This window comes from Streptomyces sp. NBC_00986 (assembly GCF_045162565.1).
Classification (GTDB): domain Bacteria; phylum Actinomycetota; class Actinomycetes; order Streptomycetales; family Streptomycetaceae; genus Streptomyces.
Genome location: NZ_CP108733.1, coordinates 11346853 through 11365483, shown reverse-complemented (window position 1 = coordinate 11365483; position 18631 = coordinate 11346853). Strand labels below are relative to the sequence as shown.

Annotated in this window: 21 protein-coding genes and 1 pseudogene; 10 read left to right on the top strand and 12 right to left on the bottom strand. The window is 70.6% G+C overall.

The features are described 5' to 3' along the window. Positions 1-81 precede the first annotated feature (81 nt). The 5 genes and pseudogenes from OG504_RS51300 to OG504_RS51280 form a co-directional block, all read right to left on the bottom strand. Positions 82-747, bottom strand: coding sequence for a response regulator (locus OG504_RS51300; protein WP_405996054.1), 666 nt, complete (start codon positions 745-747; stop codon positions 82-84). After that, positions 744-2099, bottom strand: a complete 1356-nt coding sequence (locus OG504_RS51295) for a sensor histidine kinase (protein ID WP_405996053.1) — start codon at positions 2097-2099, stop codon at positions 744-746. The genes OG504_RS51300 and OG504_RS51295 overlap by 4 nt, the downstream gene beginning before the upstream one ends. A gap of 25 nt (positions 2100-2124) precedes the next feature. Beyond that, entirely contained in the window at positions 2125-2961 is an 837-nt protein-coding gene (locus OG504_RS51290) for an ABC transporter permease (protein WP_405996052.1), read from the bottom strand. Continuing rightward, on the bottom strand, positions 2961-3881 hold the full coding sequence (locus OG504_RS51285; protein WP_405996051.1) for an ABC transporter ATP-binding protein: 921 nt from the start codon (positions 3879-3881) through the stop codon (positions 2961-2963). The genes OG504_RS51290 and OG504_RS51285 overlap by 1 nt, the downstream gene beginning before the upstream one ends. A 266-nt stretch (positions 3882-4147) precedes the next feature. After that, a pseudogene (locus OG504_RS51280) lies at positions 4148-4369 on the bottom strand (phosphotyrosine protein phosphatase); the annotation flags it as partial. A 249-nt stretch (positions 4370-4618) separates the two neighbouring features. On the opposite strand from OG504_RS51280, the gene OG504_RS51275 reads away from it, so the two are divergent. Next, positions 4619-5356, top strand: a complete 738-nt coding sequence (locus OG504_RS51275) for a dienelactone hydrolase family protein (RefSeq protein WP_405996050.1) — start codon at positions 4619-4621, stop codon at positions 5354-5356. Positions 5357-5441: 85 nt separating this feature from the next. Continuing rightward, entirely contained in the window at positions 5442-5573 is a 132-nt protein-coding gene (locus tag OG504_RS51270; protein ID WP_405996049.1) for a hypothetical protein, read from the top strand. Positions 5574-5580: 7 nt separating this feature from the next. Here OG504_RS51270 and OG504_RS51265 read toward each other — a convergent pair whose 3' ends face one another. Then, positions 5581-6042, bottom strand: coding sequence for a hypothetical protein (locus OG504_RS51265; RefSeq protein WP_405996048.1), 462 nt, complete (start codon positions 6040-6042; stop codon positions 5581-5583). Between the two features lie 321 nt (positions 6043-6363). On the opposite strand from OG504_RS51265, the gene OG504_RS51260 reads away from it, so the two are divergent. Next, positions 6364-6840, top strand: coding sequence for a hypothetical protein (locus OG504_RS51260; RefSeq protein WP_405996047.1), 477 nt, complete (start codon positions 6364-6366; stop codon positions 6838-6840). 354 nt (positions 6841-7194) lie between these two features. Here the strand turns inward: OG504_RS51260 and OG504_RS51255 are convergent, their stop codons facing one another. Then, the gene (locus tag OG504_RS51255; protein ID WP_405996046.1) at positions 7195-8430 is read right to left on the bottom strand and encodes an MFS transporter; all 1236 of its coding nucleotides are present in this window, start codon (positions 8428-8430) and stop codon (positions 7195-7197) included. Positions 8431-8719: 289 nt separating this feature from the next. Continuing rightward, positions 8720-9601 carry a GyrI-like domain-containing protein gene (locus OG504_RS51250; protein WP_405996045.1) on the bottom strand — a complete coding sequence of 294 codons (882 nt, stop codon included), beginning with the start codon at positions 9599-9601 and terminating at the stop codon, positions 8720-8722. Positions 9602-9848: 247 nt separating this feature from the next. On the opposite strand from OG504_RS51250, the gene OG504_RS51245 reads away from it, so the two are divergent. After that, positions 9849-10964, top strand: a complete 1116-nt coding sequence (locus OG504_RS51245; RefSeq protein WP_405996044.1) for a serine hydrolase domain-containing protein — start codon at positions 9849-9851, stop codon at positions 10962-10964. Positions 10965-11034: 70 nt separating this feature from the next. On the opposite strand, the gene OG504_RS51240 is transcribed toward OG504_RS51245, so the two are convergent. Continuing rightward, positions 11035-11379 carry a TetR family transcriptional regulator C-terminal domain-containing protein gene (locus OG504_RS51240; RefSeq protein WP_405996043.1) on the bottom strand — a complete coding sequence of 115 codons (345 nt, stop codon included), beginning with the start codon at positions 11377-11379 and terminating at the stop codon, positions 11035-11037. Here OG504_RS51240 and OG504_RS51235 point away from each other — a divergent pair. The 3 genes from OG504_RS51235 to OG504_RS51225 all read left to right on the top strand — a co-directional run bounded on the left by OG504_RS51235 (position 11372) and on the right by OG504_RS51225 (position 13726). Then, entirely contained in the window at positions 11372-11680 is a 309-nt protein-coding gene (locus OG504_RS51235) for a hypothetical protein (RefSeq protein WP_405996042.1), read from the top strand. The genes OG504_RS51240 and OG504_RS51235 overlap by 8 nt on opposite strands. Before the next feature lie 19 nt (positions 11681-11699). Beyond that, the gene (locus OG504_RS51230) at positions 11700-11846 is read left to right on the top strand and encodes a hypothetical protein (protein ID WP_405996041.1); all 147 of its coding nucleotides are present in this window, start codon (positions 11700-11702) and stop codon (positions 11844-11846) included. Between the two features lie 257 nt (positions 11847-12103). Next, positions 12104-13726, top strand: a complete 1623-nt coding sequence (locus OG504_RS51225) for a cellulose binding domain-containing protein (RefSeq protein ID WP_405996040.1) — start codon at positions 12104-12106, stop codon at positions 13724-13726. 216 nt (positions 13727-13942) lie between these two features. On the opposite strand, the gene OG504_RS51220 is transcribed toward OG504_RS51225, so the two are convergent. Further along, positions 13943-14866: a LysR family transcriptional regulator gene (locus tag OG504_RS51220; protein ID WP_405996039.1), complete on the bottom strand. Its 924-nt coding sequence runs from the start codon at positions 14864-14866 to the stop codon at positions 13943-13945. Between the two features lie 135 nt (positions 14867-15001). Between OG504_RS51220 and OG504_RS51215 the strand changes: the two genes are divergently transcribed. After that, a complete protein-coding gene (locus tag OG504_RS51215) occupies positions 15002-15832 on the top strand; it encodes an inositol monophosphatase family protein (RefSeq protein ID WP_405996038.1) in 831 nt (276 codons plus the stop codon). A 78-nt stretch (positions 15833-15910) separates the two neighbouring features. Beyond that, entirely contained in the window at positions 15911-16507 is a 597-nt protein-coding gene (locus tag OG504_RS51210; protein ID WP_405996037.1) for an NADPH-dependent F420 reductase, read from the top strand. A 26-nt stretch (positions 16508-16533) separates the two neighbouring features. Here the strand turns inward: OG504_RS51210 and OG504_RS51205 are convergent, their stop codons facing one another. Together OG504_RS51205 and OG504_RS51200 are read right to left on the bottom strand one after the other, a co-directional pair. Beyond that, positions 16534-17031: a pyridoxamine 5'-phosphate oxidase family protein gene (locus OG504_RS51205; protein WP_405996036.1), complete on the bottom strand. Its 498-nt coding sequence runs from the start codon at positions 17029-17031 to the stop codon at positions 16534-16536. Positions 17032-17170: 139 nt separating this feature from the next. Continuing rightward, complete coding sequence (locus tag OG504_RS51200; protein ID WP_405996035.1) at positions 17171-17680, bottom strand: winged helix-turn-helix transcriptional regulator; 510 nt, start codon at positions 17678-17680, stop codon at positions 17171-17173. A gap of 80 nt (positions 17681-17760) precedes the next feature. Here OG504_RS51200 and OG504_RS51195 point away from each other — a divergent pair, with 80 nt between their 5' ends. Beyond that, a complete protein-coding gene (locus OG504_RS51195; RefSeq protein WP_405996034.1) occupies positions 17761-18591 on the top strand; it encodes an SDR family oxidoreductase in 831 nt (276 codons plus the stop codon). Positions 18592-18631 lie beyond the last annotated feature (40 nt).

Genomic DNA, 18631 nt, shown 5'->3' with positions numbered 1-18631 from the left:
GGAAGCCTGACGCACGGCAGTGTGCCGCCGAGTCACCCCGGCGGCACACTGCCGTGTCTCCGACGCCAAAGGTCGCGGTGCTCACTGCCGGGGAGTGACCAGTCCCGCGTCGTAGGCGATGATCACCGCCTGGATACGGTCGCGGGCACCGAGCTTGGCCAGCACCCGGCCCACGTGCTTCTTCACCGTGGACTCGGTCAGCACGAAGCGTTCGGCGATCTCGGTGTTCGTCCAGCCCGTACCGATGGCCACGAGCACCTCGTGCTCGCGTTCGGTGAGAGTCGCCAGCCGCGGGTCCGTACGAGGCCCGGCGTCGGGCGCAAGGACGTCATGGGCGTGGGCGTCGAGAAGGCGGCGGGTCAGCCGGGGGGACACGACGGCGTCGCCGGTCGCCACCGCCTGGATCCCGGCGAGGAGTTCCGCCGGCTTGACGTCCTTGAGCAGGAAGCCGCCGGCTCCGGCGCGCAGGCCGGCGTAGGCGTACTCGTCGAGGTCGAAGGTGGTCAGGATGAGCACGCGGGTGCGGCCGCCCGCCGCCACGATGCGGCGGGTCGCCTCGATGCCGTCGAGACCGGGCATCCGTACGTCCATCAGAACTACGTCGGGGCTCAGTTCGGCCGCCATGCGGACGGCCTGCGCCCCGTTGTCGGCCTCACCGACGACGCTCACGCCGGGCGAGCCGTCCAGCAGCATCCGGAAGCCCATGCGGGGCAGCGGCTGGTCGTCGGCGATCAGGATGGTGGTCATGGTGTGGGTTCTCCGGATGTGGCCGAGGCGGACGGATCCAGCAGGACGTCCACGATCCATCCCCGGCCGTCGTCGCGTGGTCCGATGGTCGCGGTGCCGTCGTAGAGGGCGGCCCGCTGGCGGATGCCGACCAGGCCGTGCCCGCTGTCCCGGCGGGGAGCCGTGGACGGTCTCCGCGAGAGCGAACCGGTGTCGGTGACCCGCACGCGGAGCCGACGGTCCTCGACCACGACCGTGACGTCGGCCGTGGCGCCCGGGCCGACGTGCTTGAGGGTGTTGGTCAGGGCTTCCTGCACCACGCGGAACACCGTGAGCTGCACACCGCGGCCCAGCGCGTCGACCGGGCCGACGGTGCGGTAGGCCACCGGCAGACCGGCCGCGCGCACCCGGTCGAGCAGGGTTTCCAGGTCACGGACACCCGGCTGCGGGGACCGCAAGGTGTCCCCCGTCTCCGGGGACTCGCGCAACACCCCCAGCACGCGCCGGAGTTCGTCCATCGCCTGCCGCCCGGTGTCGCCGATCAGATGAAGCGCCTGCTCGGTCCTCGCGGGGTCGCGGGTGGTGAGCACGGCGGCGCCGTCGGCGAGGTTGACCATGACCGACAGGTTGTGGCCGACGATGTCGTGCATCTCGCGGGCGATCCGAGAGCGCTCCGCCGCCGCCGTCAGCCGGACGCGCTGGTCTCGCTCGACCTCCAGCCGCGCCGCGCGGTCCCGCAGCGCGGACAGGTACAGCCTGCTGATCCGGAAGGTCAGGCCCAGGGCGACGGCCCCGACGCCGGTACCGACGGACAGGACCAGGAAGGCCACCGGACTGGCCGTCGGGATCACGGTGACCACGATCAGCACCCAGCCCGCGACGGTCACCGGCAGCGCCCGGCAGATCGCTCGCGGCGAAGCGTGCAGAGCCAGGTCGAACAGGGCGACCAGCAGCACGGCCGCGGCCGCGGGCCCCAGCCCCAGCGACCACATGACCGGGCACACCACGAGGCAGACACCGAAAACCGCGGCGGGATTGCGGCGGCGCCACCACAGCGGGACGACGAGCACAGCCGCGATGCCCAGCACCACACCGACGGGCAGGTCGGCCCCCACCGGGCGCGACACCGGATGCCCCGGGCTGTGCACGAGCAGGTCCGGCGGCGCGGCTGCGACGAGCAGGACGACCACCGTGGTGTCGAGGAGCCAGGGGCGCCGCCGGTCGGCCGCCCTCAGCCGACCCAGCACCCGCAGCAGCAGCCGCATCAAGGGGTGCGCCCAGACGGCGTCCGCCCCGGGGCCGACGCCTTGCGGCCCGGGCGAGGGCGCGATCGCCCCTGCCCGGGCCGACGATGCCGTCGTCCTGTCGTCCATCGGCTCCATCCTCGCGGACGCGACCTCAGACGTCACTGCGGCGCAGCCGGTAGGCGGCACCGGCCAGGAGCAGTACGGCCCACACGAGCAGCGCCGTCACCCCCGCTCCGGGACTGACCAGGGAGTCGCTGGACTCGTGCAAGGTCATCACCGACTGGCCCGCGTTGCTGGGCAGATACCGGCTGACGGTGTCGCCCAGGGAACTGGGCAACAGCCCGGTCAGACCGGGCAGCACGAGCACCACACCGGCCAGGATCGCGATGCCCCCGGCGTTGTTGCGCACGAGCAGGCCGACCGTCACGCCGTACACACCGACCAGGCCGAGGTACACGCCCGCGCCCACCAGGCACCGGAAGACCCCGGCGTCCCCGAGGGACAGCGCGATCTTCTCGCCGTGCAGAGCGGCGCTCCCCAGCAGGAACGAGACCAGGGCGCCCACGGTGGACGTGACGAACGCGATCGGGCCGTAGACCGCGCACTTCGCCCACAGCACAGGCAGCCGGCCCGGCACGGCGGCGAACGTCGAGCGGACCATCCCCGTGCTGTACTCACCCGCAGACAGCAGGACGCCCAACGCACCGATGGCCAGGGCCGCGAGGTTGGTGCCGGCCAGCGCCAGGGTCAGCGCGGCACCGGATGCCGCGTCCTTGCCACCCAGCGGGCCACTCGGACTGTAGAGGGCGGCGGCGATCGCCCCGATGGCCACCAGGAACAGCACGGCCACCCCCAGCGTGATCCAACTGGAGCGCAGCGACCAGAACTTGGCCCACTCCGAACGGATCACCCGCCGACCGGTAACGCGGTACGAGGGACGCACCGACGACGGGGCGGTCGTAGGCGAAGTAATGGTGTCGGCGGTCATCAGGCGGCCCTCCCGGCGTCGATGCTCTGGTACTCCACCGCGTCCTGGGTCAGATGCATGAACGCCTCCTCCAATGACACCGACTCGGTGACCAGTTCGTAGAGCGGCACCCGGTGCTCGGCGGCCACTTCCCCGATCCGCCGCGTGTCCAGGCCGGAGACGACCAGCCGCTCGGCGCCCGTCGAGGTGACGGTGACGCCGGGGCCGGCCAGCAGGGAGCGCAGTCGCGCGGGCTCGCCGGTGGCCACCCGCACGCCCTTGTCCTCCGACTGCTCCACCAGCGCGTCGACGGTCGTCTCGGCCAGCAGCCGCCCCCGGCCGACGACCACCAGACGGTCAGCGGTCTGCGCCATCTCGCTCATCAGATGCGAGGACAGCATCACCGTGCGGCCCTCGGCGGCCAGTCCGCGCAGCAACTCCCGTACCCAGCGAACGCCTTCGGGGTCCAGCCCGTTGACCGGCTCGTCGAGCATGACGACCGCCGGATCACCGAGGAGCGCGGCGGCGATGCCCAGCCGCTGCCCCATCCCCAGCGAGAACGCCCCGACCCGCTTGTGCGCCACGGCATGCAGTCCGGCGAGGTCGATGACCTCGTCCACCCGTCGACGCGGCACGCCATGGGTGTACGCCAACGCCATGAGGTGGTTGAACGCGGACCGGCCCGGATGTACGGCCTTCGCTTCCAGCAACACCCCCAACTCCTGCAAGGGGGCGCGGTGTTGGGCGTAGGGCTTGCCGTTGACCAGGGCCGTGCCGCTGGTCGGCGCGTCCAGGCCCACAATCATCCGCATGGTGGTGGACTTGCCCGCCCCGTTCGGCCCCAGGAACCCGGTCACCTGCCCCGGCGGCGCGGTGAAACTCAGGCCGTCCACCGCCGTCCTGTCCCCGTAGCGCTTGGTCAGTTCACGAACTTCGATCACGGTGCCGCTCCCCGCTTCCGTCCGGCCCGGCATCCGCCGGGTCACTGCTGTCGAGGCTAGGAGCGGCTACGGCGCGACCCGTGGACCCAGAGGTCACAATGAGCGCTGGTCACTGGTACCGCGGTACACCGGCAAGGTCGTCATCGACGCCGGCCGGATGCCCGGAACGTCGTCCAGGGCTCAGCCGTGCAGCGCACGGTATGCCGCGATCGCCCCGGGGCGCAGAGGGACGGCGCCGGTGCCGATCAGGCTGTGGATGGGGCGATGGTCAGCACCTTGGGCACCTCGGCGGAGAGATCGATCCCGGCCTCCGCCATCGCCTCGATGACCGCAGGGTTGACGGTCCCGGCCGGGGCGGACCCGGCCGAACGGACCTCCACCCGGCCGGCGGACAGCTGCGTGAGGAAGGCGGCGGCCATCTGGGAGCGTCCGGCGTTGTGCACGCACACGAACAGCACGAACGGCTTGCCGGAGAGGGTTTCACACACGAGCAGTCCCTTCTTCGAGGGCAGCCGACTGGCCGGTCACCGGGGCGGGTTGAGAACCCACCTTCAAACCGGTGAGAGGTCCGACCGAGATACGGGTCAAAGGGGCAACGGGATGGACAGCTGCCGTGGGGACGAGGGTTGTGACGGTTCTTGTGAGCCCTCGTCGTATTTCAGGGGGAGACCCGAGCTGCTCTGCCAACGGCAGAACAGCGGACGGACCGGGCTCGACGATCACTACAGTCCAGTCCCATGACGGCGATTACGACGCGTACGGTCGAGTACCCGGCCGACGGTCTGACGATGATCGGGCACCTCGCGCTCCCGGCCGGTGTGGACCGCCGGCCTGCGGTGCTGCTCGGACCAGAGGGCACAGGGCTCAGCGACGTCGAGCGCCGCCGGGCCGATGCTCTCGCCGAGCTGGGATACACAGCGCTGGCCTTCGACCTCCACGGCGGGCGCTATTTGAGCGACCCCGAGGAGATGCTGGCCCGTTGCATGCCACTGCTCGCTGATCCCGACCGGATGCGGAGCATCGGCCATGCAGCGCTCGACGTGTTACGCACCGAACCGCGGACCGACCCCGACCGGATCGCCGTTATCGGCTACGGCACCGGGGGCGCCGTCGGGCTGGAACTCGGGCGCGACGGCGTGAACCTGCGCGCGATCGGGACAGTCAACGCACTGACCACGGGCCGACCGGGCGAGGCAGCGCGCATTCGCTGCCCGGTGTGGGCCGGGGTCGGGTCGGAAGACCCGATCATGCCGCCCGCGCAACGAAACGCGTTCACCGCTGAGATGCAGGCCGCGGGCGTCGACTGGCGCCTCACGGTCTACGGCGGCGCATTGCACGCCTTCCACCATCCGCCGGTCGACCACCCCACGGTCCCCGGCGTCGGCTACCACCCGCGGCACGCGCAGCGAGCCTGGCGCGACGTCGTCGACCTGCTCGCCGAGTGCCTGACCGTGACGGAGGATCTGGGGTCATGACCCAGGCAGACATGCCGGCACCAGGCTTGGTCGGCGTCATGCTGGGACGCCTCAAGCAGCGTGGACGGGTTCGGCGGATCGGGGCATGGATGCGTTGGGCCGGGCGGCGGGCCGGGTGAGCCTGCGGGTCATAAGCGTGATCGAGGCGAGCCCCGCCCGCGCCACCGACCTGCTCCGGGCCCTGCGCGTCCTGACGAACCTCGAACTCGACCGCTGACAGACGATCAAGACCGAACACAGCCGCCCACGACCAGTTCGGCCAGGTCCGACCGGGCCCCCGCGAACAGGGCGAACCCGCCGCCGACCACGACGGCGCTGCCGGCCGGAACAGGGGGTCGGCGATCCGCGTCCGGACCCGCGGCGTGAGCTTGTTCGTGACCATGTCGGCCGCCGCCTCTGATCCGGCCCATCCCGCCCACGTTCTCTTCAAGCGGCGATACACGGACCTGAGCGCGCGGATCCAGGAAGGCCTGGAGCAGGGCCGGCAGCACAAGCAGATCCGCGAGGACATCGATCCGGAGCCCAAGGCGCGGCTGCTGCTCGCCGTGTCCGACGGCATCCAGCCGCAGTGGCTGCTGGATCCGAGCATCGACATCACCGCTCTGGTCGAGGCGTTCAACCTGATGTTCAAGGAGGGTAGTTACACCGACCCACGCACGGAGATGCGCTGGAAGGTCGACTACCACGGAACCGCTTGTGGGACGCCGACGTCCACCTCCCCTCCGGCACCGACAGCGCCTCCTTCGTCCGGATCCCGCGAAGCGTCAACCCCTCCCGCACACCTTTGGCGTGCCGGGCAACCCACGTCGCTGATCCGAGCCGCGGCCTCTCGTACACAGTCGGCCAGATTTCAACTATGCCGTTCCGTGCTGCCGGCGTATCAATGGGAACTGCACGATTTGACGGACCGTCAGATTCGATCCCCCGCAGTGTGCCCGCACCCACCCGGCCCGGGGTCGCCATCCCACACATGGCACTCCCACCAACGGGAAGGGAACACGATCCCCATGAAACGCTTAGCCACAGGTGCGGCACTCACCACCGGGGTCATCGCCGCCACGGCGCTGGCCTTCGCGCCCTCCGCGTCCGCCGCCGTCACCCCGAGCTCCGCCACCATCACCGCCGCCTGCGGCATCTTCGGCGGCGGCGCAGCCACGCTGACCGCGACCCAGGTCAGCAGTACTTCAGCCACCGTCACCCTCAGCTCCACCGCCATCACCACGCCACTCGCCCTGTCGGCGAACTCCATCAGCTCCACGCTCACCATGACCAACTCCACCGGCGCCAACCGGGTGTTCAGCGGCACCGTGAACCCGGCCATACCCGCAGGCGGCTCGGTCACCGTCGGTCCGCTTCCCGGCACCGTGGCCGTCGGCGACAGCCTGGACTTCTACAAGGGCTCACTGAAGATGGTCATCTTCGGCATCTCCGTCACCTGTACGTCGAACGCCGCCCAGTCGCCCGGGCCCTTCGTCTTCAGCTGAGCCTGCCGTGAGTGAGTGACCCGTTCCCGATGCCGCAAGGACTGACGTACCTGAGGATCCGTCATGCTCTTGCGGCATCTCCACCGGCTTCCAGGAGCCGCCGCACCCGCGCCTGCGGAGAACCGAACTGTCGCTCCGGGCGGACGCCGCCCTGCCCGTACCGGGACCGGACCCCGGCAGGCTTCCACCCGGAGCGATGCCGTACCAGCCGCGAGCTTCCCACGAGCGCCGCGCACCACGGGACCTCACATCGGCTTGATCCCGGCAACCACAGCTCTGTCACCGACCTGTCCGTCCCCGGGCAGCCACACGTCCGGCTGCCGTCCGCTACGCACCCGGGAACAGGGCCGCCTTTCAGGCGTCGCTACTGGTCCGCGCTTGAGCCGTCGTCGACAAAGGTTCTGACGGGGTGTGGGCCGATGAGGAAGTGATCAGTGCGGAGCTGCCGGTGTCGCGGTCCGTGAGGCCTGCGAGGAGGGCGAGGCCGAGGCCGGCTGCGGCGAGCGTCGCCCCGACCAGGGCCGGTGAGGCCCAGCCCCAGCCGGCGGAGATGGCCAGGCCGCCGAGCCAGGCGCCGCCGGCGTTGGCCAGGTTGAAGGCGGAGTGGTTGGAGGCCGCGGCCATCGTCGGGGCGTTCTTCGCCTTGGCCATGAGCAGCATCTGCACAGGGGTGGTGACCAGGGCGCCCATCGCCCCCATGAAGGCGAGGGTCACCAGGGCGAGGACGGTGCTGTGGACGGTGAAGTAGAACGCCACGAGCGTCGAACCGAGCAGGAAGAGGCCCCCGTACAACGTCGGGCGCAGAGCCCGGTCCGTGAGCGGACCCGCGATCAGTGTGCCCAGGGTCATCCCGATGCCGTAGAGCGCGAGGACCCACGTCGTGGAGGAGTCGGAGAGACCGGTCAGGTGGGTCAGGATCGGTACCAGGTAGCTGTAGACGGCGAAGAAACCGCCGAATCCCACGACGGCGGTGGCCAGGCCCAGGGCGACCTGCCGGTTGCCCATCGCCCGCAGTTCGTGCCGGATGCCGGCCTGGTCGCTGCGGGGCTGGTGGGGGACGAACGCGGCCAGCGCGGCCAGCGCGACAAGGCCGATGACGGCGACGGCGCAGTAGGCGTACCGCCAGCCGAGATGCTGCCCGAGGGCGGTGCCGGCCGGGACGCCGACGATGTTGGCGACGGTGAGTCCGAGGAACATCCTCGACACGGCCCGCCCGGCTCGTTCGGGAGCGACCAGCCGGGAGGCCACGACAGCACCCACGCCGAACAGTGCTCCGTGCGGCAGGCCCGCCAGGAACCGTGCGGCGAACAGCAGGCCGAAGTTCGGGGCGAGAGCGGAGGCGACGTTGCCGACCACGAACAGTGCGGACAGCAGGAGCAGGAGCCGTTTGTGGGCGATGCGCGCGCCGATGCCGGTCAGGACGGGCGCCCCGACGACGACACCGAGCGCGTAGGCGGAGACGAGGTTGCCGGCGTGCGGCACGGACACGCCGACGCCGTGGGCGATCTGGGGCAGCAGTCCCATGGTGGCGAACTCGGTCGTACCGATACCGAACGCGACGAGGGCAAGGGCCAGCAGGGCCAGTGGCATGGAGCGCAAGTACCTTTCACGGGCAGCGGTTTGCGTGCGGATGCGGGGGACGTGGGCAGGACCGTGATGCGTCCCGTTCGCCCTGTTTCTGTAGCCTGTCGCGCCGACCACCGTTGCCCGATGCGCCCCTCAGGGCAGGGAAAGTCTACGAGCGCTACAGCCGCGGCAGGCACTCACGCATTCCAAGATCGGACGACGAGAATCATGGCCTGCGTCACAGTCGACCCGTCGCCCTGCCTTCCGAAGGCGGAACGAACTGGAGCATCCCCGCCGGTCGGCAGACCGGAGTTCACGCGGCGGCGTTCCCGCTGTTCCGCTCGATCGGGATCCACAGCTGGGAGTGGGTCTCCTCGCCGATCTCCACCAGTTGGGTCCGCAGGAGTTCCGGTCCTGGCCGGGTCGTGTACGGGTTGGAGGGGAACCACTGGGTGAACACGTCCCGCCACAGTTCCTGGAGCGCGCTCGGATAGGGCCCGTCGTTGTCGAAGACCGCCCAGGTCCCGGCCGGCACGTCGAGGGCGTCGAGTTCCGCAATGGCCGTTTCCGGGCCGGTGGCCACGCCGATCCAGTAGTCCGCCTCGGCGCCCTCCTCGCGACTGTCGGTCAGGTACACCGCTGCCGACAGGATCCCCTCCGGTTCCGGGCCGGCCAGCTCCTTCATCCGTACGATCGCCTGCTCGTCCAGGTTTTCCACGTGCGCCGCGGCGGCCGCGTTGACCCCCTCGTGCACCAGCGGGACCCGGGCCTTCCTGCCGACGATCCGGAACGCCTCCTTCTCCACGATCCGGTACCGCATCGTCGTACTGCCCTCGACGACGACGCGGAAGGACATGCGGGGCTGTGCCGTGAGCAGTGCGCCCGTGCGCCGGGCCTCGCCCGGACCGATGCCGTGCACCGACCGGAACGCCCGGGCGAACGCCTCGCCCGAGCCGTAGCCGTACCGCACCCCGACATCGAGCAGTGTGCGTTCACCGGCCAGCACTTCGGCCGCGGCGAGCGTCATCCTGCGGCGCCGCACGTAGACCGGGAGCGGCATCCCGGCGAGGGCGGAGAACAACCGCCGGAAGTGGTACTCCGACACCGCGGCGATCCGGGCCGCCTCGGCCACGTCGACCTCCCGGTCGAGGCAGGCCTCCAGGTGGTCCAGCGCCTGATTCAGCCGGTCCAGCACGTGTATCCGTCCCTCTTCCCTGTGTCTCCCCCGTAGGCATGCGCACCCCGATGCGGCAGCTCCTGCGGCCGGGTGCGCTGTGGTGACACACATGCCGTTCGAGGGGTCCCCGAGATCGCGGGACCAGCTGTCGATACGGCCGGCCGGGCCGTCTTCAGGTGTAGGTGATTCCTTCGCACCCTGCCCGACAGAAGCCGTCCGGGAATTGTCGGGCGGGCGGCCTCGGCGCTGGCTGAGGCTTGCGCACATGACTGATGTTAAAGGGCTGTGCGAGCCGCGGTTCGCCGCAGTCGAGGAGGCCCTCGCGGCTTCGCTCGGCAAGGACGACGTGGGTGCCTCGGTCGCCGTCCACCTCGACGGCGAACCGGTGGTCGACCTCTGGGGCGGGTACGCCGACGCCGACCGCACGGTCGGCTGGGAGCGCGACACCCTCACGGGCGTGAACTCGACGACCAAGAACATGACCGCCTTGTGCGCGCTCGTCCTGGCCGACCAGGGCCTGCTCGATCTGTCCGCGCCGGTCGCCGCCTACTGGCCCGAATTCGCCGCGGCGGGCAAGGAGCGTCTGCTGGTACGCCACGTGTTGTCCCATACGGCGGGGCTGCCGGACCTGTCCGGGCCGACGACGGTCGAGGACCTCTACGACTGGCAGAGCGTGACGGCGGGGCTGGCCGCGCAGGCCCCCGAATGGGAACCGGGAACAGCCGGCGGGTACCACGCGCTCACCTTCGGGTTCCTGATCGGCGAGGTCGTCCGCCGCATCACCGGCCGTAGCCTCGGCGATTTCTTCGCCGAGGAAGTGGCCGAACCGCTGGGCGCGGACTTCCACATCGGGCTCTCCGCCGCCGACGACCACCGCGTCGCACCGCTCATCCCGCCGCCGTCACTGACCGACGAGTTCGCCGCCGGCGCACCGCTCGGACCGGACGGCACACGTCGGGAGTACACCGGTGTTTCGGTCCGGGTCAGGGATGCCAACTCCGTGGCCTGGCGCCGTGCGCAGATCCCCGCGGTGAACGGCTTCGGCAACGCCCGGTCCGTCGCCCTCGTCCAGTCGGTCCTGGCGAACCGGGGTTCGGCCGGTGGCGTGCGGCTGCTGTCCCCCCGGGGCTGCGAGCCCGCGTGGCAGGGGGTGTTCCGCGGCGAGGACCGGGTGCTGCGGACGCCGATGTCCTGGACCGTGGGCTTCGGAAAGTTCGGCAACACCTTCGGATGGGGCGGATGGGGCGGCTCGCTGGTCGTGAGCGACCCTGACGCACGGATGACGGTGGCCTACGTGATGAACCAGATGATCGACCGGGAGCAGGAGGCGGACAACCGCGGCATGGAGATCGTCATGGCCGCCTACAGCGGACTGCGGTGACAACCCGCGGGAGGGGGAAGGCCCGTGTGCACGGGCTCGCGGAGCGACGGCCGCGAGAACGTCCCGCCCGTCAGCCGGGCGCGCCCGGGTGGTCGATCGGGGCGAGGTGTGGTTCGAAGGCCCGCAGCAGGAGCGAGCGCATGCGGTCCGGCCACAGCTCGGTCGAACCGGCGAGTATCTGGATCGCCAGGCCGTCGACCATCGCGGTGAACCGGTCGGCGAGGGCTTCGACGTCCGCCTCCGGTGCCAGGCCCTCGAACGGGCACTCGTCCAGTACGTCCACGGCGACCCGGCAGCAGCCCGAGTAGATCCGCCGCTGCGCGGGCCGTAGGCGGGGGTCGAGCAGCGCCTGGTTCCAGAACTGGATCCACCGACCGTTCGTCGATGTCCTCGGCGGCGAGCGGGAGTTGAGCATCGGCGGATTCGAGTGTGCCGGGCACCCCGGTCAGGACGACGCCCCCGGCCTCGTCCTGATCCCGGCCGCCGCCCACAGGCTGCGTATCCCGGTCATCGCGTCCGGCGGCTTCGCCCGGATTATCGCGAACGACGAGCGCGGCACCCAGATCGTCTTCCGGGGGTTCGGCAACACCGCCCGGGTGGCGCGCAATTCGGCCTCGCAGGGCATCGCCCGCATCGGCGCGCGCCCCGGGGGTCGCCTTCTCCGACGTCGCCGTACTCGCCGCCGGGAAACGCGGCAGGCAACGGGCACCGAGTGAGGGCGACGTCGAGGGCGGCATGTGGTGGGCCGGTCGGGCGCAGGGTCTCATCGACAGTGTGGAGAGCTGCGAGACGGTGGTCCGCACGATCGTGGCGATCGCCGAGAACATCGTCCGCGCCCGCCTCCGGCGGCAACTCGCGCCCTCGGGACCGAAATTGGTCTAGACGAATCTTTCCCGGATCTCTTGACGTCGGCCGACGCGGCCAGCCACGCTTCACTGCGCAGGCAGATGTAAGGAAAGTTTCCGGTTAACTTCACGACTCACCGTTCGACGGTCTTCCCCTGCCTCACCCCGCCCTGATCACGTCGCACGGCTCCTCCCCACCCGCGCCTCCCCACCGTGCGACGGGCGTGCAGGGCACCGCAATCCGCGTACCGGCGCGACGCCGTGCGCGGCCTCGCCCCACGGAGGAGCATCCGCATGAGACGTGCGTCGCTGCGCGCCGCATTGACCGCCGCCCTGATGGTCGGCGGCATGGCCACGATCGCCACCCCGGCCGCCCACGCGGCCGACAACACCGGTCTGATCGCCTCCTTCGGCATCACCTCCACCTGGGGTGCCGGCTTCGAGGGCGGATACACGGTCACCAACAAGTCCACCCACGCGGTCACTTCATGGACCATCACCTTCACGCTGCCCGCCACCGAGGCCGTCACCAGTTCGTGGAACGGCACGCTCACCCACAGCGGGACGCAGTACACGATCACCTCCCCCACCTGGGAGGCCCCGCTCGCCCCCGGTGACTCCGCGCCCGTCGTCGGCATGGACTTCAGCTACAGCGGCTCGGTCGTCGCGCCGAGCGCCTGTCTGATCAACAACGGCCCCTGCGCCGGCGTCCCCGCCGACACCGTCGCACCCTCGACCCCCTCCGGCCTCGCCGTCCGGGCCACCGGCCCCGGCAGCGTCACGCTGGGCTGGAACGCCTCGACCGACAACGTCGGCGTGGTCGGCTACCGGGTCTACGAGGGCAGCAGTGTCATCGCCACCACGTCCGGCACCGGCACCACCTCCACGGTGAGCGGCCTGCTCGGCGGCAGCAGTCACAGCTTCTCGGTGACCGCGCTCGACGACTCCAACAACGAGTCGGCGCACTCCGCGACGCTCACCGCGACCGCGGGCAGCGGCACCACGCCCGGCGTGGCGGCCCCCTTCATCGACCTCGGTGCCTACCCGACGCCGAACCTCACGCAGATCGCCACGAACACCGGGCTGCGGCAGTTCTCGCTCGGCTTCATCACCGCCGGGTCGACCGGGTGCAACGCGAGCTGGTTCAACTCCTTCGACCCGGGCGCGGCCTGGGACCGGGCGGACTTCGACTCGCTGCGCGCGATGGGCGGTGACGTGCGTCCGTCCTTCGGTGGCGAGGCGGGCACCGAACTGGCCCTCGCCTGCACCAGCACGACCGCGCTCCAGGCGCAGTACCAGAAGGTCGTGGACGCCTACGCCCTGGACCGCGTGGACTTCGACATCGAGGGCGCCGCCACGGTCGACCACGCCTCGATCGACCGGCGCTCGACGGCCGTCGCCGCCGTCCAGGCAGCGCAGCGCGCCAAGGGCCGCGACCTCAAGGTCACACTCACGCTCCCGGTCCTGCCCAGTGGCCTGACCGCGGACGGCCTCTACATCCTCAACTCCGCCAAGTCGCACAACCTGAACGTCGACACCGTCAACCTGATGGCCATGGACTACGGCGACGGCGCCGCGCCCAACCCGGCCGGGAAGATGGGCAGTTACGCCATCCAGGCCGCGACCGCGACCCGCGCCCAGATCGCCTCGGTGTGGCCGAACCTCACCACCGCCCAGACCTGGGCCATGGTCGGCCTCACCCCGATGCTCGGCCAGAACGACACCGCCAGCGAGGTGTTCACGGTCGCCGACGCACAGCAGGTGCTCACCTTCGCCCGCCAGAACCACCTGGGCGAGCTGGGCTTCTGGGACGTCACCCGCGACGGGAACGCCTGCACCGGTGGCCTGAGCGAGTGCACGAACATCCCGCAGACCCCGTACCAGTTCTCCAAACTGTTCGCGACCTACGCGGGCTGAGCCCGCGAGGTCACCCGCGCCCCCGCACAACAGCTTGTCCGGGCCGAGACCCAGCTCGGCCCGGACAGGTTGGGGACACGTTCCGTGTGTGGACGGACAAGAAGAAGACCGCTGGGAGGAAGCCGTCCTGGAGGCCGCCGACAGCGACGCCGCCAAGGCGACCGTCGCCCGGCTGCGCACGAACGGCAGTTCCCGATCGGTGAGGACGCAGGGGTGTCACCGTGCCGTCTGCTCCTCCCCGCTCATCGCACCGGTCAGCGCGGTCCGTGCCAGATCTCGTAGCCACATGTGCGCGGGGTCGGTGTCGTAGCGCTGATGCCACGACAGGTACACCGGGGCCGGTGGAAGGTCGAGCGGGAGCGGGAGCAGGACCATGCCGAGATCCGCGGCAGCCGAACGCGCCGTGGGCCCGGGGACGGTGACGACGAGATCGGAGCCCCGCGCGAACTCGAACGCGGCGCTTTCCGTGGGCGCGGTCACCACCACACGTCGCGTGAGATCGAGGCGCGCGAGAGCGTCGTCGAGGATGTTTCCGAGCCTGCCGCGCCGCGAGACGCCGATGTGCTCCGCCGCGGCGTACCGCGCGGCGGTGAGGGTCTTGGCGCGGGTGAGCGGGTGCCCCCGCCGTACGACGACGACCTGCTGGGTCTCGGCCACCCGATCGGCGTGGATCTCGGATGCGGTCGGGCGGTCGGCGTTCGCGGCGAGGTCGACCTCGCCGCGACGCAACTCCGGTGTGTCGATGCTCGACTCCGCGATGAAGCGCAGTCGCACGCCGGGTGCCTGCTCGCGCACGGCAGCCAGAAGCGCGGGCCCGCTGAGGGCGACGAGCGCGTCGTGCCAGCGGAGCGTGAAGGTGCGTTCGAGTGTCGCGAGGTCGAGTTCACGGCTCGGCGCCAGCACACCCCGGACCTGCTGGAGCAGGTCGTGCACCTGTTCCCGCACAGCGATCGCGTACGGCGTCGGGGTCATCGTGCGTCCGGTGCGCACCAGGATCTGATCCCCCGTCGTACGCCGGATCCGGCCGAGGCTGCGGCTCATCGCGGGGGCGGTGACATGCAGGCGGTCGGCGGCGCCGGCCACGCTGCCTTCCTCCAGCAGAGCGTCGAGCGCGGCGAGCAGATTCAGATCCAGTTGCATGGGAGTCATCCTAGCCGTGCTTCACATGCACTTGATGTTAACGATGGCCTCTCCTACCTTCGAACTGCGGGCGCGGACGAATCAGGTTCTCGCCCGGTCGATCTCGATCCCCCCTGCTCAGACGGGAGTACCGCCATGCCCGAATCGATGCGGAACACCAGTGCCGCCACAGCCGCCGTCGCCTCCGACGCCGACCTGCTGGCGCAGACCGAGATCGCCGTACGTGCGGCGGGTGCGGCTCTGCGGGACCGCTTCGGGGACGTGGTCCCCTACCGGACCTTCGAAGAGCTGATGCGAGCGCTCGCCGCCAACGACGACGCGGTGCTCGACATCCTGCGCCCCCGCCTCACGGCCCTGCGCCCGGACGCCCGCTGGGTGGAGGAGGAGTTGGAGGGCGGCGCCCTCCCGGCCGGTGAATGGTGGGTGGTGGACCCGGCCGAAGGCAACGTCAACCATCTGCACGGCCTGCCGGAGTGGGCGGTGACCGCGACCCTCGTACGCGACAACCAGCCGGTGCTCACCGTGATCCACCTTCCGATGACCGGCGAGACGTACACCGCGCTCGCGGGCGCCGGCGCTCACCTCGACGGCCGGCCGCTGCACGTGTCCGGGACCCCGGAACTCGGTCTGAGCATCGTGGCCACGAGCCAGGCCAGGCCGGACGAGGACGAGAAGGTCGTGCGGCGCGTCGGCGCGTCGATCACCGAGATGCTCGTCGACGCACTCGTGGTGCGGACATCCGTGCCCGCCACCCTGCATCTGCTGAACGTGGCCGCCGGTCGGATCGAGGCCTTCTGGCAGTTCGCCGGAGCCCGCGCGGACCTGCTTCCCGGGGTCCTGCTCGTCACCGAGGCCGGCGGACGGGTCTCTGACGTCGAGGGCCGCCCCTGGACTCCGGAGAGCGAGAGTTTCCTGGCCGCCGCACCCGACGTGCACGCCGACGCGGTCGCCACGCTGTCCCGCTGAGCCCACTTGCCACCCAGCCCACGTACCACTGAGCACTGAGCACTGATCGCTTTCGAGACACAGAAGGACCGGATCGACATGACTGACATCACCGTTCTTGGCGGCGGCCGCGTCGGCGGCGGCCTGGCCACCGCCCTCACCCGGGCCGGGCACGAGGTGACCGTGGCGACCCGCGCGCCGGGCGCCACCGCGGACGCCGTACGGACAGCGCGCATCGTCATCAACGCCACACCGGGCGCCGGCTCGCTGGAGAGACTCGCCGCGCTGCGCGCGGAACTGCGGGGCAAGATCCTCGTGGATGTCTCCAACGCCACCGTCGACGGACCGGACGGACTGCCCGCCGGCCTGCTCTACCCCGGCTCAAGCCTCGCGGAGCAGCTCCAGGAGGCGCTGCCCGAGACGCTCGTCGTCAAGACGCTCAACACGATGCTCCACTCGGTGATGACCGCGCCCGCCACGCTCGCTCAGCCGCCCACCGCCTTTCTCTCCGGCACGGACCCGGAGGCCAAGCAGGTAGTGCGCGGGCTTCTCCTGGACCTCGGCTGGCAGCAGGAGTGGATCACGGACCTCGGCGGGATCGAGACCGCCCGGGCTGTCGAGGCCGCGATCCTCTTCGTACCGCACGTGATCCGGTCCAGCGGATTCGCGCCCTTCGCTATCTCGATCGCCCGCTGATCCGCGCGCGGTGCCGTCCGCGATGATCAGGCGTGCTCGCGCTCGGCCCGTTGCCTGACCAGTTCCTCGACCGCGCTCGGCAGGGTCGTCTCGAAGTCGATCAGCTTCGCCCACGTCGGCGTCACGACGATCCGGACCATGCCGTCGTAGAGCGAGCGGACCTCGGCCTCCCACTCGACCCGCTGCTCGGGCGTCATCTCGTAGGAGCCGTTCATCTGCAGGTATTCCTCCGGGATGCCGTCCACGGCATCCAGCTCCGCCCGACCGCGGATCAGCAGGATCTTGGGCGGATGCACCTCGGTGTCGATCGTCAGCGCGACCATGGGGTTCTCGCCCAGAGCCGGGAGCTTCGGGGCGTTCTTCGTCGTACACATGACGATCTCCGAACCGTTCCAGGTGAACGCGATCGGGATGTTCCGGGGCGTGCCGTCCTTGGCCACGTAAGCCAGCCGGAGCACGTCGCGTGCCAGCAGCTCCCGGCTGATCGGCCGGTCCAGAATCTCGGTGATCTCACTCGCTCGCATAACCGTCCTCCAGGGAAGTCGTCGCCATCCGCCCCGGGGACGGAGCCGTCACCACGATCTCGACATCCGCCGGCCCTCGAATTGCCTCGGTGCTGCCGCCGCCTCCCGTGCGCAGCGGCCCGAGGCGATTCAGGCGGATTCATCCCTTTCCTCCGGGAACCGTCGGACGCCCCGCGTAGCGGTCGCGCATCGCGCCGCTGGCCGCAGGGCCCGCGGTGAAGACATAGGCGGCGCTGTCGTCGAGTCGGCGGCCGGACTTCGCGTCGACGACGACGGGTTCGACCTCCTCGCCGCTCTCCGCGTCGACGAGAATCATGCTGCGCTCCGCCGCCGCGAGGCGGGAGTTGCCCCAGGCGGCCAGGGCGACGATCACCGGGCGCAGGGAGTGCCCGAGTTCGGTGAGCACGTATTCGTGGCGCACCGGATTGGTCTGATAGGGCCGGCGTTCCAGCAGACCGTCCGCGACCAGGGTCTTCAGCCGTGTGGTGAGCATGCTGGAGGAGATGCCCAGGCTCTCCTGGAACTGGTCGAAGCGGGTGTAGCCGTCGAAGGCGTCGTGGAGGATCAGCAGTGTCCACCACTCGCCGACGTGTTCCACCGTCGTGGACAGCGGGCACTCCCGGTCCTCCAGCCTGATCCGACTTGCCACGGTGGCCACCCTCTCAGTTACTGCTAAAGTCGAAGTTAGTTGCTTCCATTTTAGCAGTTAGTACGGGAGTGGTGCCCGCCATGCCCGCGCCCGGGAACGGACTCGACGTGACCACATCCATCAGCGAAACCCTGTCCATCAGCGAATCCCTCGAAGGCCGACGCGCTCTGGTCACCGGCGGCACCAAGGGCACGGGAGCCGCGATCGCCGGACGGCTCTCCGAAGCCGGGGCGACCGTGCTGGTCACCGCCCGCAGCCGCCCCGACGGCATCGACGCGAAGACGTTCATCGCAGCCGACCTGTCCACCGCCCAGGGCGCCGCCGATGTCGCCTCCGAGGTGGACGCCCGCGCGGGAGGCGTGGACATCCTGGTCCACACCCTCGGCGGCTCCGAGGCGCCGGCCGGAGGATTCGCCTCGCTAGGCGAGGACGAGTGGGCGACGGAGCTGAACACGAACCTGCTGGCCGCCGTCCGGCTGGACCGCGCGCTCGTGCCGCACATGATCGCCACGGGCAAGGGTGCGATCGTGCACGTCACCTCCATCCAGCGCCGCCTGCCGCTGTGGAACGGCACCCTGGCCTACGCCGCCGCCAAGGCCGCCCTGTCCACCTACAGCAAGGGCCTGGCCAACCAGCTCGCCCCGCACGGCGTCCGCGTCAACACCGTCTCGCCCGGCTTCATCCGGACCTCGGCCGCCGAGAACCTCGTCGCCCGGATCGCCCACGAGGCCGGGATCAGCCACGAAGCGGCACTGGGCCGGCTCATGGAGTCCCTGGGCGGCATCCCGCTCGGTCGCCCCAACCGGCCCGAGGAGGTGGCCGAACTCGTCGCGTTCCTCGTCTCCGACCGCGCCTCGGCCATCGTCGGCGCCGAGCACGTCATCGACGGCGGCACCACGCCCACCGTCTGAACCCACCGTCGCCCAACCACCCGAACCCACCGTCACCGAC